Source organism: Bacteroides sp. AN502(2024) (genome assembly GCF_041227145.1).
Classification (GTDB): Bacteria; Bacteroidota; Bacteroidia; order Bacteroidales; family Bacteroidaceae; genus Bacteroides.
The window spans coordinates 213785-228751 of the sequence record NZ_JBGFSP010000003.1 but is presented as its reverse complement, the minus strand read 5'-3'; the positions used below and the strand labels follow the sequence as shown (position 1 = coordinate 228751).

12 protein-coding genes are annotated in these 14967 nt (G+C 43.4%); 4 read left to right on the top strand and 8 right to left on the bottom strand.

The features are described 5' to 3' along the window. Positions 1-33: 33 nt before the first annotated feature. Both AB9N12_RS00975 and AB9N12_RS00970 read left to right on the top strand, forming a co-directional pair. On the top strand, positions 34-1680 hold the full coding sequence (locus AB9N12_RS00975; RefSeq protein WP_369889075.1) for a diphosphate--fructose-6-phosphate 1-phosphotransferase: 1647 nt from the start codon (positions 34-36) through the stop codon (positions 1678-1680). 168 nt (positions 1681-1848) lie between these two features. Continuing rightward, complete coding sequence (locus tag AB9N12_RS00970; RefSeq protein ID WP_369889074.1) at positions 1849-2742, top strand: glycoside hydrolase family 25 protein; 894 nt, start codon at positions 1849-1851, stop codon at positions 2740-2742. A 524-nt stretch (positions 2743-3266) separates the two neighbouring features. Here AB9N12_RS00970 and prmA read toward each other — a convergent pair. Beyond that, the gene (gene prmA / locus AB9N12_RS00965; RefSeq protein ID WP_369889073.1) at positions 3267-4115 is read right to left on the bottom strand and encodes a 50S ribosomal protein L11 methyltransferase; all 849 of its coding nucleotides are present in this window, start codon (positions 4113-4115) and stop codon (positions 3267-3269) included. Between the two features lie 154 nt (positions 4116-4269). Between prmA and AB9N12_RS00960 the strand changes: the two genes are divergently transcribed. After that, positions 4270-5583 carry a hypothetical protein gene (locus AB9N12_RS00960; protein ID WP_369889072.1) on the top strand — a complete coding sequence of 438 codons (1314 nt, stop codon included), beginning with the start codon at positions 4270-4272 and terminating at the stop codon, positions 5581-5583. Positions 5584-5609: 26 nt separating this feature from the next. Beyond that, a complete protein-coding gene (locus AB9N12_RS00955) occupies positions 5610-7262 on the top strand; it encodes a TonB-dependent receptor (protein WP_369889071.1) in 1653 nt (550 codons plus the stop codon). Between the two features lie 183 nt (positions 7263-7445). Here AB9N12_RS00955 and AB9N12_RS00950 read toward each other — a convergent pair whose 3' ends face one another. The 7 genes from AB9N12_RS00950 to AB9N12_RS00920 form a co-directional block, all read right to left on the bottom strand. Beyond that, positions 7446-7916 carry a nucleoside deaminase gene (locus AB9N12_RS00950; RefSeq protein ID WP_369889070.1) on the bottom strand — a complete coding sequence of 157 codons (471 nt, stop codon included), beginning with the start codon at positions 7914-7916 and terminating at the stop codon, positions 7446-7448. A gap of 47 nt (positions 7917-7963) precedes the next feature. Continuing rightward, the gene (locus tag AB9N12_RS00945) at positions 7964-8950 is read right to left on the bottom strand and encodes a Gfo/Idh/MocA family protein (RefSeq protein ID WP_369889069.1); all 987 of its coding nucleotides are present in this window, start codon (positions 8948-8950) and stop codon (positions 7964-7966) included. A gap of 430 nt (positions 8951-9380) precedes the next feature. Further along, positions 9381-10196: a transporter substrate-binding domain-containing protein gene (locus tag AB9N12_RS00940; protein WP_369889068.1), complete on the bottom strand. Its 816-nt coding sequence runs from the start codon at positions 10194-10196 to the stop codon at positions 9381-9383. Continuing rightward, entirely contained in the window at positions 10189-12240 is a 2052-nt protein-coding gene (locus AB9N12_RS00935; RefSeq protein WP_369889067.1) for a putative porin, read from the bottom strand. Before AB9N12_RS00935 ends, AB9N12_RS00940 begins: the two co-directional genes overlap by 8 nt. A 121-nt stretch (positions 12241-12361) precedes the next feature. Then, a complete protein-coding gene (locus tag AB9N12_RS00930) occupies positions 12362-12904 on the bottom strand; it encodes a 2-oxoacid:acceptor oxidoreductase family protein (RefSeq protein WP_369889066.1) in 543 nt (180 codons plus the stop codon). A 20-nt stretch (positions 12905-12924) separates the two neighbouring features. Next, positions 12925-13689, bottom strand: a complete 765-nt coding sequence (locus AB9N12_RS00925) for a thiamine pyrophosphate-dependent enzyme (protein ID WP_369889065.1) — start codon at positions 13687-13689, stop codon at positions 12925-12927. Between the two features lie 193 nt (positions 13690-13882). After that, the gene (locus AB9N12_RS00920; protein ID WP_369889064.1) at positions 13883-14965 is read right to left on the bottom strand and encodes a 3-methyl-2-oxobutanoate dehydrogenase subunit VorB; all 1083 of its coding nucleotides are present in this window, start codon (positions 14963-14965) and stop codon (positions 13883-13885) included. Positions 14966-14967: the final 2 nt, after the last annotated feature.

Sequence of the window (14967 nt, the reverse complement as noted above, 5' to 3'; positions counted from 1 at the left end):
TTACTAACACCTTTAAATAAAAAATTAAAGAAAATGACTAAAAGTGCATTGCAAATCGCAAGGGCTGCTTACCAGCCCAAACTTCCGAAAGCATTGGCTTCAGGAGCTGTTAAGGCTGTAGCAGGTGCTGCTACACAGTCCGTAGCTGATCAGGAAGCTATCAAAGCATTATTTCCGAACACGTATGGAATGCCGTTGATTACATTCGAAGCGGGTGAAGCTGTAACTCTTCCTGCTATGAACGTAGGTGTAATTCTTTCCGGTGGTCAGGCTCCGGGCGGACACAATGTAATCTCCGGTTTGTTCGATGGTATCAAGAAATTGAATCCGGAAAACAAATTATATGGTTTTATCCTGGGTCCCGGTGGTCTGGTAGAACACAATTATATGGAACTGACTGCTGATATTATCGACGAATACCGTAATACGGGTGGTTTCGATATTATCGGTTCCGGACGTACGAAGCTGGAAACCGAAAGCCAGTTTGAAAAAGGGTATGAAATCATCAAAGAATTGGGTATCAAAGCACTGGTTATCATTGGTGGTGACGACTCTAACACAAATGCTTGTGTATTGGCTGAATATTATGCTGCCAAGAAGTATGGCGTACAGGTAATCGGTTGCCCGAAAACAATCGACGGTGACTTGAAGAACGATATGATTGAAACTTCTTTCGGGTTCGATACAGCTTGTAAGACTTATGCTGAAGTAATCGGTAACATCCAACGTGACTGTAACTCTGCCCGTAAATATTGGCACTTTATCAAGTTGATGGGCCGTTCGGCTTCTCATATCGCATTGGAATGTGCTTTGCAGGTACAGCCTAATGTATGTATCGTTTCAGAAGAAGTGGAGGAAAAAGATATGTCTTTGGATGATGTAGTGACTTACATCGCTAAAGTGGTAGCAGACCGTGCGGCACAAGGACACAACTTCGGTACAGTATTGATCCCGGAAGGATTGGTAGAGTTTATTCCTGCCATGAAACGTCTGATTGCTGAATTGAATGACTTCCTGGCTGCTAATGCTGAAGAATTCGGTCAGATTAAGAAATCCCACCAGCGTGATTATATCATCCGTAAACTTTCTCCGGAAAATTCAGCTATCTATGCAAGTCTTCCGGAAGGGGTTGCCCGTCAGTTGACTTTGGATCGTGACCCGCACGGAAACGTTCAGGTATCACTGATCGAAACAGAAAAGCTGTTGTCTGAAATGGTCGCTACTAAGTTGGCTGCATGGAAAGAAGAAGGCAAGTATGTCGGTAAATTTGCTGCTCAGCACCACTTCTTCGGTTATGAAGGACGCTGTGCTGCTCCGTCAAACTTCGATGCAGACTATTGCTACTCTTTGGGTTACACAGCTTCTATGTTGATTGCTAACGGTAAGACTGGTTATATGTCTTCTGTACGTAACACAACTGCTCCTGCTGCCGAATGGATTGCCGGTGGTGTGCCTATTACCATGATGATGAACATGGAACGTCGTCACGGTGAAATGAAGCCGGTTATCCAGAAAGCATTGGTAAAACTGGATGGTGCTCCTTTCAAAGCATTTGCTGCACAACGCGAACGTTGGGCTATCGAAACGGATTATGTATATCCGGGGCCGATCCAATACTTCGGCCCTACAGAAGTTTGCGATCAGGCAACTAAGACTTTGCAACTGGAACAAGCTAAATAAATACACTTCAGAGCAGCGGTTGTTAATGTAACAGTTACTTAACCGCTGCAATGACAACTTCTTTTAGGCACGGATTACGCGGATTAACACGGTCTTTAGTTATTTCTTATAAACCGTGTATTCCGTGCAATCCGTGACTATTTCTAAAATATTGATCGTTTGAAGTAAATGTCGCAACGCAACAACCCGATGTCTGCCGTACAGAAGAAAAGAACTGTTTCCACTACTAAAAGAAAGGGAACAGCTTCCTCTTCCAAGACTTCCCGTACCTCAAAAAAGGAACAGGCGAAGCATCGATATGTGATGCCTATCTGGCTCCGTAATATGCTGGCAGTGATAATTGTCGGTTGTTTTTCTGTAGCTTTCTATTATTTCTTTATCCGTCCTTATGCTTATCGATGGAAACCTTGCCATGGCTTAAAGGAATACGGTGTATGTATCCCTGACGGATATGATATTCATGGCATTGACATATCTCACTATCAGGGAAAGATTGATTGGAAGAAGCTGTTGCAGAGTAAAGAGACGGCTACTCCTTTGTATTTTGTTTTTATGAAGGCAACGGAAGGAGGAGATCATAACGATACCACATTTGAGGCAAACTTTGCCAATGCCCGCAATCATGGATTTATCCGTGGCGCTTATCATTTTTATATTCCGGGCACGGATGCTTTGAAACAGGCTGACTTCTTTATTCGCACGGTAAAACTTGTTTCCGGTGATTTACCTCCCGTGCTTGATGTGGAAGTGACCGGTCGGAAGGAAAAAAAGGAACTACAGCAAGGCATCAAACGCTGGTTGGACCGGGTGGAATCTCATTATGGAGTGAAGCCAATTCTTTATACCTCTTATAAATTCAAAACCCGTTACCTGGATGACTCTATCTTCAATGCATACCCTTATTGGATTGCCCATTATTATGTAGACTCTGTAAGGTATCAGGGAAAATGGCACTTCTGGCAGCATACGGATGTAGGAAGTGTCCCCGGCATTGAAGAAGACGTCGACTTGAATGTGTTTAATGGCTCGTTAGAGGAACTAAAAAAGTTGACGATTAAGTAACGGGTGTTTATGCTACCCTTTTGCTCTATTCTCAAACTGTTTGAAAGATTCTATCTAAAGTATGAGGAATTTTCATGAAGTATTAGTACTTTTACAATTGAATTGCAGAAAAGGACTATATGGAATCTAATGGAAACGTTATTATCATCTCTCTCCCTATTGATTTCGTCAATTCCTCTTTCAACCTATCACCCGTATCTGTCACCTATCACCTGGTCCCCCGTAATGCAATGCTTTGTTTCCCATAATGAAACACTAGTTTCCCCGTAATGAAACAAGAATTATTCCTTATTAAAATGATTGTTTACCAGACGCTTTTTCAAAAAACAGGCGGTGATAGGTGATAGATGAGGTGACAGGTTAGTGACAACCTATCACCGCTCTGTAAATACGATGAATAGGGCGTTTCAGAGCGACGGTGATAGGATGAAAGAGGATTTTCGTTTTTATGTATGAGAGAGTTGTGTACTCATTGACTACAGTCACTATTTTTTCTGCATCCATCAAGAGTCTTTTGCCGGCTCTTATCCTTTATAGACAAACTTCACCTCTGCCCAGCGATTCTTCTCTTTATAATGAACGAAAGTCAGTCCGTTCTTTTCCGCTTCTTTGCGGATGGCGGCAATGTCATCTACATAAAATCCACTCATATAGAGTTCGGAGTCCATATGCATGCAGGCAACATATTGCTTCATGTCATTCAGTAATATATTCCGGTTGATGTTGGCGATGATAACATCGAAAGGCCCTTTTCCTGTAAGCGACGAGGCATCTCCTTGTGAAACCGCTATATCGTTTACGTGGTTCAATTCGATATTTTCGATGGAGTTTCGTACACACCATTCATCAATATCGATAGCTGTACAAGGATGTGCGCCCCGCATACGTGCGAAGATGGCAAGTATCGAAGTTCCGCAGCCCATATCGAGCAGAGATTTATCTTTCAGTTCGCTGTCCAACAATTCTTCAATGATGAGACTGGTAGTTTCGTGATGTCCTGTTCCGAAGGCCATTTGAGGATTGATGATGATGTCATATTCCGCTTTGGGGACATCTTGGTGGAAAGTGCTGTGAATCACACATCGGTTTCCGATAATGATGGGTTGGAAGAAATTCTTTTCCCATTCTTCATTCCAGTCCTTATCTTCTGCTTCGGTGTATGTATATGTAATATTCGTGTCGGGTAGGGGAAACTCCGCGATGGCAATTTTGATGGCGTTTTCATCACACAATGTCTGTTGGATGTATGCAGTCAGTCCCCCTTCACATTCAACAAAACTTTCAAATCCGACTTCACCCAATATGGCAGCCAGTACGTCATTGACGGTTTCAGTACAAGGATGGGTGCGAAATGTGAACTCAAAATACTTCATAGTTGTTTTTTAATTCTGGTGAATAATGGGCAAAGATACGCAAGAAATAGGGATTTCCCTATTATCCTTTGGGGAAAATCTCCTCCGGACGAAAAATCTCTTCCTTATCTTTGTAACGTGAATAAGTTTAAGTTATTACATAAACCGAGATGATATGAAAAAGATTGTTTATTTCTTGCTATTTGCCTTGTGCTTTCCGATAGGTATTTGGGCACAAAGCGTTGATGACGACCTTTACTTCGTTCCTACCAAAGGCAAACAGGAGAAGAAAGAAACTCCGGTAAAGAAGGAACCGAAGAAACAGGTGACGACTAACATCTATACTTCACCGGGTACTACAGTAGTTATTCAGGACCGTAAGGGAAGAACACGGGATGTGGATGAATATAACCGCCGTTACGATGCACGTGAAAATGAATTCGTAATGGATAATGATACCTTATATATAAAAGAAAAATCTAATCCGGATTTGGACGGAGAATGGGTGACTGGCGAATTCAATGGTACGGCAGACGACTATGAATACGCTGAACGTATCATCCGTTTCCGTAATCCGCGTTTTGCTATCAGCATCAGCAGTCCGTTGTATTGGGATGTAGTTTACGGTCCGAATTCATGGGACTGGAACGTATATACCGATGGTTTGTATGCTTATGCATTCCCGACGTTTAGTAACCCGCTTTGGTGGGATTGGCGTTACGGCTCTTATGGCTGGGGATGGAACTATGGCTGGAGATGGAACTATGGCTGGGGATGGAATCGTCCTTACTACGCTTGGGGATATTACCCCGGTTATTGGGACGGCTGGCATGGCGGCTACTGGGGTGGCTGGTATGGTGGCGGATATTGGGGACATCATCACCACTGGCATGGTGGTCCTAGCTGGGGCTGGGGCGGAGGTGGCAGCGGTCGTTGGACAGGTCCTACCTATACAAACCGTCGTTCTTTCGGACAAAGCAGTTACAGGAATCCTTCCACTGTTCGTCGTTATGGCTCGAGTGCCGTTCGTTCCAGTGGCTCTTCAGTTCGTGGAGGCTCTGCCGTTCGTTCGGAAGGTAGTTCTGTTCGTTCTTCCGGTTCTATGTATAGCAGGGGAACCTCTTCCAGACGTGTAGTGGGTACGCGGACTTCAGGTGAACGCAGTAGCTCAAGTAGTCGTAGTAGTGCTACTTATTCTCGTCCAAGCAGTACTAGAAGTAGTGGAAGTTCTAGTTATTCCCGTTCATCCGGAACTACTAGAAGCAGTAGTGCAAGATCAACTTATAGCCGTGGTAGTTCAGAAGCACCGCGTAGTTATTCTCCGGCAACTAATACTCGCTCTTCTTCCTATGGTACTTCTCGTTCTTCTTCACGTAGTTATTCTCCTTCTTCGTCAGGTGGCGGTAGCTATCGGGGTAGCTATTCCAGCGGTGGTTCTTATAGATCATCAGGTGGAGGATCTTCTCGTAGCAGCAGTGCCAGAAGATAAGTATTAATTAATTGATTTGGACAGAAATGAAAAAGATAATGGTTTTAAGTGCCCTAGGGATGCTAATGATCGCATCTGGGGGAATGGCACAAACGATATATGACGGTGCCAAACTGACAGGAAAAGATTTAAATGGAACAGCTCGATTTGTGGGTATGGGTGGAGCTATGGGAGCTCTCGGAGGAGATATATCTACAATAGGAACTAATCCGGCAGGTATTGGTCTTTATCGCAGTAGTGATGTAATGACTTCATTTGGATTTTCTCTTTATGGGAATGAAAGTCAGTATTTGGGGAAAAAGTTTAATTCCGATTTAACTAAAGGAGATTTTAATAACATCGGGTTTGTCTTTTCTTCGAAGATTGGTAATGAAACTCCGCTGCGTTTTGTGAATTTCGGTTTTAATTATCATAGAGCGAAATCATTTAATAATAACATGCGCATGGAAGGTAATTTGGGACTTTATTCCCAAACTTATCTAATGGCCTTTCAAGCAGCCGGTATTACACAATGGGGAGATTTTCCTTATATGGATAATAGCATTGGCTGGCTATCTATTTTAGGAGCAGATGCCGGACTGATTAGAGATATAACAATAACAGAAGGGGAAAACAATATTCCATATACCTATAAGGATGAACAAGGGAATGATGTACAGTATAAGGATATAAATGGTAATCCTCTTTATATCTCTCCCGGACGTTTTGAAGGAATGTTGGATAACGGATATGCAAATTTTCGTTCGGAAGAGCGCGGCGGAATCGATCAATATGATTTTAATGTATCATTTAATTTTAATGATCGGGCATATTTGGGGGTGACACTAGGTGCTTATTCGGTAGATTATAATAAGTATACTTTTTATGATGAGAATTATGGAAACGGTGAAGGATACAATCTGCAGAGTTGGAATCGAATAAAGGGGTCCGGCTTTGATGTGAAGTTGGGAGCTATTATTCGTCCTTTTGAATATTCGCCTTTTCGGGTTGGATTAGCTATACATACGCCCATATTCTATCGTTTGGAATATAAGACGAGTGCACAAGTTATATCGGATGTGATGAATCTTGTAACTGGAGAAATAAAAGGGTATGACGTAAAATCATGGGATAATCTTTCGGGAAAAGGAGATATGGTTCGTTCATTCAATTTTCAGACTCCTTGGACTTATAATGTCAGTGTAGGATATACGGTGGGTAAGAGTTTGGCTTTGGGAGCAGAGTATGAGTATAAAGATTATTCTTCCATGAAATTCAAAGATACTGAAGGATATTCTTCTGCTTATGAATTTGAAAATAGTACGACATCTATGTTGAAAGGGGTTAGTACGGTTCGTCTCGGGTTGGAGTATAAGGTGATTCCACAGTTTGCTTTTAGAGCAGGATATAATTATAGTACTGCTGCTTTCCGTGAGGATGCTTTCAAAGACCTGACTACTAACTCTATTCAGACAGACACTGATTTTTCCAATTCTAAATCAATGAGTAACTATACATTGGGTATTGGATATCGCGGATCAATGTTTTATGCCGATCTGGCTTATAAGTTTTCTACGTATAAGGAAGATTTCTATCCGTTTGTGAATGGAGTGGGTGGTACGGATATTGGTTCACCGGAAGCAACGAAAGTAACGAATACGCGTAGTCAGGTGCTGTTTACCGTAGGTATGCGCTTCTAATCCAACGAAGACAGTTTTCAATTCCAACAATAACTTTTGTGTGTAAAAGATCCCTGGAATGCTGAGTGTATACAGCCGTTCCGGGGATTTTTATTAGTATCGCTGTTATTCTTTATCGTTTGATACCTTCTTTACTGAGGGCTTGCAATTCTTTTTGCTGCTGACAACTAATAGATCGGTTTCCTAATACTCTACTCTGTCTTCTTTCTCCACCCAGGCTTTGAAGGCAGTAAGGGCTTCATGATGTAGGAGGATTTCGGAAGGCAGCTTTCTCTCTTCAGGCTTCAGTTCCAGTTCGTCATAGATAAACGAGTCGTCGAAACCGATATTCTTGGCATCATTCTTATTGTTTCCATAGTACATTTTATCCAACCGTGCCCAGTAAATAGCACCGAGACACATGGGGCAAGGTTCGCAGGAAGTATAGATTTCGTATCCGCTAAGATTAAAAGTACCTAGTTTGGCAGCTGCCGCACGTATTGCACTCACTTCGGCATGAGCAGTGGGGTCACAAGATGCCGTAACACGATTCACTCCTGTTGCAATAATCTCCCCCTCTTTCGTGGCAATCACAGCACCGAAAGGACCTCCGCCATTTTCGACATTCTCTTTGGAAAGCTCGATTGCTTTCCTCATTAAATCTTCTTTAGTCATGTCACAAAAATATTGTTAGTTTCATTCTCTCTTGGCTTCTTTCAGGGCTATAGCTTACCTAAGATCTTGTCCATTACCCAGTTAGTCAACGTTGCACTTTCACCGTCGCAAGAGCAAACCGACTTGCCCAGTAAATGATCTACTACAGCTTGGATAAGAGGCTGTTGTACATGCTCCGGGTTACTGACGCGGATTTCTTCCCGTCCTTTCTCGGTATGCAATCCGATGGGTTCGTAAGTGAAGACAGAGAAACAAATCATCCCTTTATCACCGATAATCTCTATGCGGTCTTCGCGAGCAGAATCGTGGGCTACGAAACACCAGGAACCGCTACCCACCAATCCGTTATCAAATTGGAAACAGGCGCTCAATGTATCTTCGGCAGGATAAAGTCCACCCCGATTACTCTTATAACCACTTGCTTGGAGGATACAACCGAACATATCCTGCAACAAATCAATCTGGTGCGGAGCAAGGTCATAGAAGTAACCACCTCCGGCAATATCAGCCTGTACACGCCAGGGGAGATTATTGCGATTGTAATCCAAGTCGCGTGGAGGCTGGGCAAAACGAATCTGCACATTGATGGCATTGCCGATAGTCCCGTTCTCAACCAATTCCTTTACTTTTTGGAAATAAGGAAGATAACGGCGATAGTATGCAACGAAACAGGGAACTCCTGTTTCATGGGATATGCGGTTGATTCGGGTACATTCTTCATACGTTACCGCCATGGGTTTTTCAATATAGGCGGGTTTACCCGCTTTCATCGACATAATGGCATAAGTGGCGTGTGAAGAAGGAGGAGTAGCGATATAGACAGCGTTTACTTCCGGATCATCTATCAGCTCCTGTGCATCGTCATACCATTTCTTGATTCCTCTCTCTTGGGCATACGCTTTCGCCTTCGCGCCGTCACGACTCATCACGGCTACGACTTCCGAATGTTCTACTTTCTGGAAAGCGGGGCCGCTTTTCGTCTTGGTTACTTCTCCGCAACCAATGAAGCCCCATTTGATTATCTTTTCACTCATAATATAATATACCTATTGTGTCGGTTCTAACAACCCCCAAAGATAAAGCTATTTTTTGTCAAGAGCAACTTTATTGATTATTAACTTTGCGGGGACAGTTGGAAAACAGGCATTCTGTCGAGTTGAAATAGAAGCTCTGTTTTATCGGAACAGAGGCTCTATTTCAGGTAAACAGAGCCTCTGTTTGAAGTGAATAGATGCTTCATTTCAGTAAAAAGCAAGGGGAACACAGCCGGTTTTCCGGCTGAAGAACCGTAATCACCAGGTAAAACGAAACGAAAAGCCGGGCGAGAAGGTTTTTTCCCCGGATGGATACAAAAAAAGGAGAGAATCGCGATTCCCTCCTTTACGCGTAGTTTAATTGAAACTACTTTATCATTAACTCTGTAAAGATACGACATTCGAAAGCGAAAGTCAAGTTTTGGGGAGTTTATTTTTTACCATAGTATTTTTTATAAATCTTCCGGTATTCTTTCTCCTTCTGGAATTTATTCAGCCAGGTATTCAGACTATCGAGCAAGACTGGTGATTGTTTGCTGACCGCCCATGAGTAGAACTGCGTAAAGCTGATAGCTGTATTTATATCTATCTGTGGGATGGAATCGGCGGCCGTGCGTGCGATGCTTTTGTCACAAACGGTATAGTCGATGTCTCCGTGAGCGACCATCGAGATTAATTGTTCGGGGCCGTATTTATCTATTTCTTTGATATAAATGGTATCTCCAATCTCATTTCCCAGATTTTGGATGCGCGAGATAGAAGGTGATCCTTTTACAACGTGAAGTGTCCGCCCGGCCAAGTCCAGTTGGTTACGGATATAGAGTGAGTCGTTTTCTCCGTTTTCTTTCCGTTGCACGAGCACTTGTTTGTTGAGCGTGATGGGAGAGGTGAGGAGCAGAGAGTCTTTCAGCTCGCTGGTAGCTAATATGTCGCAGGCAATTACGTCGTAATGTCCTTCACTTAATCCTTCCAGCCGTTTCTCGAAACTCATCAGGGGGATTATTTCGGTTGTCAGTCCCTTATCGCGGGCAAAGGCCTGTATCAGTTCGTAATGGAAACCGGAGACGGTATCACCGTCCACGTAGAAACTGATCGAATTATATTCAGTCGCTACACGCAATATACCTTCTTTGGAAATGGCTGCATAATCACGCGGGTGTCCTGACGGCTGCGGCTTACCGCATTGGCGGATAGAAAAGATGATTGCCAATACGATGACTACGGGTACTAAGTATCTGTTAATCATAGAAATTCCATGAAAGACCGATTTTCAGTACACGGGGGTTGATGGGGTAGTGAGGAGACAGGAAGTAATTCGGGCTGCTCATACCTTGATTCACGTGATACATCATTACATAGAAACGTGTACGCTTTAGATGTAAGTTTGCGTATACATTCACGATCGGATAACCTCCTATCTCTATCTGATCGTTTGTCGGTTGCAGATGGAAGTTTTGGATAGCCGGCATATAAGCGGGTGCATTGTATTTACTGAAATAACGAACATCGGCACCTAACTGTACACTAAGCACTTTTTTTGCCAGCTTGAACTGCATATAGAAATTGTGATACAACGAGAGATCAGGCAAAGGAAGTACGGTCTGCTCACTGGACTTCTGCCAGGTTACTTCATTGTCTAAATGGAAAATGCCCAGTTTGAAATCCTGATTAAGATTTGCTGATAAAACCTGTATACTTCCACTCTTCTGTTCCGGCATTGCCTGTTGATTGAAGTAGGTGTAGTTCTTTATGTTTTCAACTCCTGCCTTCAAACGTGTTCTCCAGCGTGCAATACTCAATTCTCCTTCGATACGGGTACGGAATTCCTTTTCCATATCATCGTCCCACATGAAATGTTTGGAGTGATAATGACGCATATAGAAAGGAGCCAGCTTGTGGCTGACTTCACCACGAGCTATCAGGCTGACGGTGTCTTTCCACAACGGGAAGTTCAGGTCGATGTCTCCTTTCACATTGAATTGTCCGATTGCTTTTCCTGCCAATCCCACTTCACCAATGGCATGGTAATGAAGCACATTTCCTTCACGTTTGGATAGTTCGCCTCCGACAAATATTTCATTTTCATTGTATTTGTCGGGCAACGGATTTCCCTCCATGTTCATAAGAGTGTACTTGTTGATTTTATAGGAAGCGAATGCTGTCAGACCCGCTTTGGCATATTTATTGAATCCTTCCAGTAGTGCGATGCCTACGGTATTCTTGATACCTATGTAGGTCGTACTGTCTCTGACAAGCGGATTATCCGGTTCCAGGTAGGTGTTTGGATAATAGTTCTTCTCGCGCATATCATCATCGGAGTTGAAGCTATGACGTGCACGCTCTACCTGAACGGTATGTATGAAACTGGTGACCGGTACGAATTCCTGTTTGGCGGGGGTGGTATCATTTTCGGCTTGCGGTATGTCGCGACTGAATCCCAAATTATAACGGTGGGTCAGAAATACATAAAAATTGTGATTGCGGTTGGTCGTTGCACTTAATAGAGTGGGAATATTGGTTGACTCATATTCTCTTTGGCCTTGCGCCATTTCTTCGGGTGCGGTGATGTAACGGTCGTCCTCGATACCTCCGTTTTCGTTTGTCTTGAGGTAATTGTTGCTGTATATGGCTTGTAGCTGATATCGGTCGCCGATATAGCTACCGAAAACTGCTGCGTTAAAGTACGCCGTATTCTGATTGTTGTAATATCCTCGTCCGTACAGGTAGTCTATATTAAATCCGAAAGCCAGTTTCTTGTTTACATTGACAGAGAAATAAGACTTAAAGCGTTCTTCTCCGTTTATTTTATTACCGGCTTTATGATACGTCAGATTCGTATAAGGTACGTTACTGTTGGTGAATTTAAATTCCGTAGGACGAATAAGGAAACTGGAGAAGGGCTCCATAAAGATAGTCGGTTCCGGATCACGGCGTTCGAAGAAGATGCGTGATATACGGGGAGAACCCATATTGGCCAGATAATTATAATGTCCGTTAAGTCCTTCGGTAAGATTTGAATTCTGGAAGTGGTGATAAACAGTATCTGCCGGGATGATGGTACGGTCGCCTAACTGATTATTGATGCGCCACATATATAACTTCGGAGGTAATCCCTGTACTTCTACATTGGCACTATCCAGTCTGTCCGGAATCATGGTAGGGTCTACCTGGTTACCGTATTGGTCGTATCCGTTTTCGTCCACTCTCTGTCGACCATTATCGAACTGTGCATGAACAGTTGTCAAACCTATAACGGAAAGTAATATATATAATAGTAAGATTCGTCTCATAATTGGAGGCAAAGATACTTACTTTAATTGATTTAATGACAATGGATAATTGAAAATTATGTTGCATACGTATGATACGTAGCTAATAATTATCAATTATCCATTGTCTATTATCTGTTAATTAAACCTCACGGATTAATTCCATACCTTTCTTGATGGCTTCCTCATTCATGGGAATCAAGTGATGGTGGCGTTCCGGAAGGGTCTTCTTAAGTCCTTTGATCACATTTTCCAATGTTACGATGGGGTGAAGCTTCAATAATCCGCCAAGTACGATCATGTTGAATGCTTTGGCATTGTTCATCTCGTTGGCTGCATCCATTGCATCGATACGATATACCTTAATATCTTTACGGGTAGGAGGGTTGATAATTCCGTAACCGTCATAAATCAGGATACCGCCGGGTTTCACTTTGTTTTCAAACTTCTCGAGTGAAGGTTGATTCAGAATGATGGCAGCATCGTATTTACTAAGAATCGGTGAGGATATTTTGCCATCGCTTACAATAACTGTAACGTTGGCTGTTCCACCTCGTTGCTCGGGACCGTATGCCGGCATCCAGGTTACTTCTTTGCCTTCCATCAAACCGGAATATGCCAGAATCTTACCCATAGACAATACGCCTTGTCCACCGAATCCTGCTATAATTATTTCTTCTTTCATTGTTCTGTTGACTTTTAGCGTTATTCTTTATCTTTTAAATCACCCAGCGGATAGAATGGGAACATGTGTTCTTCCATCCATTTGTTCGCCTTCTCCGGAGTCATCTTCCAGCCTGAACTACAAGTAGAAACGATTTCTACCAGATTGGAACCTTTACCGTTCATGGAGTTCTCAAAAGCCTTGCGGATTGCTTTCTTTGCCTTGCGGATAGCCGGTACGGATTGTACGGACTGACGGGTCACGTAAGCTGTTCCTTCCAGTTGGGCTGCGATTTCAGTCATCTTCAATGGATAGCCGTGAATTTTAACATCGCGTCCGTAAGGACAAGTGGAACTTTTCATGCCTACTAAAGTGGTCGGTGCCATCTGACCGCCTGTCATACCGTAGATCGCATTGTTGATAAAGATGATGGTAATATTCTCACCGCGGTTCAATGCGTGTATAGTCTCGGCTGTACCGATACAAGCCAAGTCACCGTCACCCTGGTAAGTGAATACGAGACGGTCCGGCCACAAGCGTTTGATAGCAGTTGCTACAGCAGGAGCGCGTCCGTGTGCTGCTTCTTGCCAGTCGATGTCCAGATAGTTGTAGGCGAAAACCGCACATCCTACCGGTGAGATCCCCACTGTCTTATCTTCCATGCCCATTTCTTCTATTACTTCGGCAATGAGTTTGTGTACCACACCGTGACTGCAGCCCGGACAGTAATGCATGGCGTTATCGTTCATCAGAGTCGGTTTTTTGTAAACCAGATTCTCGGGTTTGATTATTTCTTCTTTAGTCATAACTTCTTCTCCTTATCTGTTGGTGAACCGTATAAAAAACTCCATTAGCTTGACAAAGATTGCCGCGCCGCATACGTAGATGAATATTTTGAAATCTTCTTTGGCTACAAAATAAATGATGACGGCTGCAACGGCCAATACCATAAAGAGGATATTCAGTACGTTTCTTATTTTATCGGGATTCATGGTTTCGTTATTTGATTATTGTTTCTTTCAAGGCTGTTACAATTTCATCCGGGTCGGGCACAATACCACCGAGGCGTCCGAAATGTTCTACCTTTATTTTACCGTTTACAGCCAGGCGGACATCTTCAATCATCTGTCCGGCATTCAGTTCCGTAACAAGCATCCCCTTTACTTTATCAGCATAAGAGGCAATTGCCTTTGTCGGGAACGGCCACAAGGTGATCGGACGCAGGATACCTACTTTGATGCCTTGTTCGCGAGCCAGTTCCATTGCTTTTTGGCCAATGCGTGCCATTGAACCGAAAGCGATGATCAGATATTCTGCATCTTCGCAGTTGATCTCTTCAAAGCGTACTTCGTTTTCTTCGATTTTACGATACTTGGCTTGGAAGCGTAGGTTGTTGATTTCCATAGCTTCCGGTTTTAGCTCCAGAGAAGTGATAATGTTCGGCTTGCGGCCTTTTGCCTTTCCGGTGGTAGCCCATGGGCATTGTTCGAGTATTTCTGCTTCCGTGCGGCGTGCCTTTTGGGCAGGAAGAACGACCTTTTCCATCATCTGTCCGATCACACCATCGGCAAGTATAATAGCCGGGTTGCGGTATTTGAATGCCAATTCGAATCCCAATGCCACGAAATCCGTCATTTCCTGTACGGATGCCGGTGCGAGTGCTATTAGTTTGTAGTCCCCATGACCACCCCCTTTTACTGTCTGGAAGTAGTCTGCCTGACTCGGTTGGATGGTTCCCAGTCCGGGACCGCCACGCATTACGTTCACAATCAGGCAAGGAAGTTCGGCACCTGCGATGTAAGAGATACCTTCCTGTTTCAGACTTACACCAGGACTTGAGGATGATGTCATCACCATTTTTCCACTACCTGCACCTCCATATACCATATTGATAGCTGCTACTTCACTTTCTGCCTGAAGTACTACCATGCCGGTTGTTTCCCACGGTTTCAGTTCGGCAAGCGTTTCCAACACTTCCGATTGGGGAGTAATAGGATATCCGAAGTATCCATCCGCACCGCAACGAATAGCTGCCTGGGCGATGGCTTCGTTTCCTTTCATTAATACAACTTCTTCTGCCATAT

Coding starts and splice junctions, on each gene's coding strand:
- AB9N12_RS00945 (WP_369889069.1), bottom strand. CDS start 8,950: ATGAGTGAAAAGATAATCAAATGGGGCTTCATTGGTTGCGGAGAAGTA.
- AB9N12_RS00960 (WP_369889072.1), top strand. CDS start 4,270: ATGAAAAAGATTGTTTATTTCTTGCTATTTGCCTTGTGCTTTCCGATA.
- prmA (WP_369889073.1), bottom strand. CDS start 4,115: ATGAAGTATTTTGAGTTCACATTTCGCACCCATCCTTGTACTGAAACC.
- AB9N12_RS00955 (WP_369889071.1), top strand. CDS start 5,610: ATGAAAAAGATAATGGTTTTAAGTGCCCTAGGGATGCTAATGATCGCA.
- AB9N12_RS00920 (WP_369889064.1), bottom strand. CDS start 14,965: ATGGCAGAAGAAGTTGTATTAATGAAAGGAAACGAAGCCATCGCCCAG.
- AB9N12_RS00940 (WP_369889068.1), bottom strand. CDS start 10,196: ATGATTAACAGATACTTAGTACCCGTAGTCATCGTATTGGCAATCATC.
- AB9N12_RS00950 (WP_369889070.1), bottom strand. CDS start 7,916: ATGACTAAAGAAGATTTAATGAGGAAAGCAATCGAGCTTTCCAAAGAG.
- AB9N12_RS00925 (WP_369889065.1), bottom strand. CDS start 13,689: ATGACTAAAGAAGAAATAATCAAACCCGAGAATCTGGTTTACAAAAAA.
- AB9N12_RS00975 (WP_369889075.1), top strand. CDS start 34: ATGACTAAAAGTGCATTGCAAATCGCAAGGGCTGCTTACCAGCCCAAA.
- AB9N12_RS00970 (WP_369889074.1), top strand. CDS start 1,849: ATGTCGCAACGCAACAACCCGATGTCTGCCGTACAGAAGAAAAGAACT.
- AB9N12_RS00935 (WP_369889067.1), bottom strand. CDS start 12,240: ATGAGACGAATCTTACTATTATATATATTACTTTCCGTTATAGGTTTG.
- AB9N12_RS00930 (WP_369889066.1), bottom strand. CDS start 12,904: ATGAAAGAAGAAATAATTATAGCAGGATTCGGTGGACAAGGCGTATTG.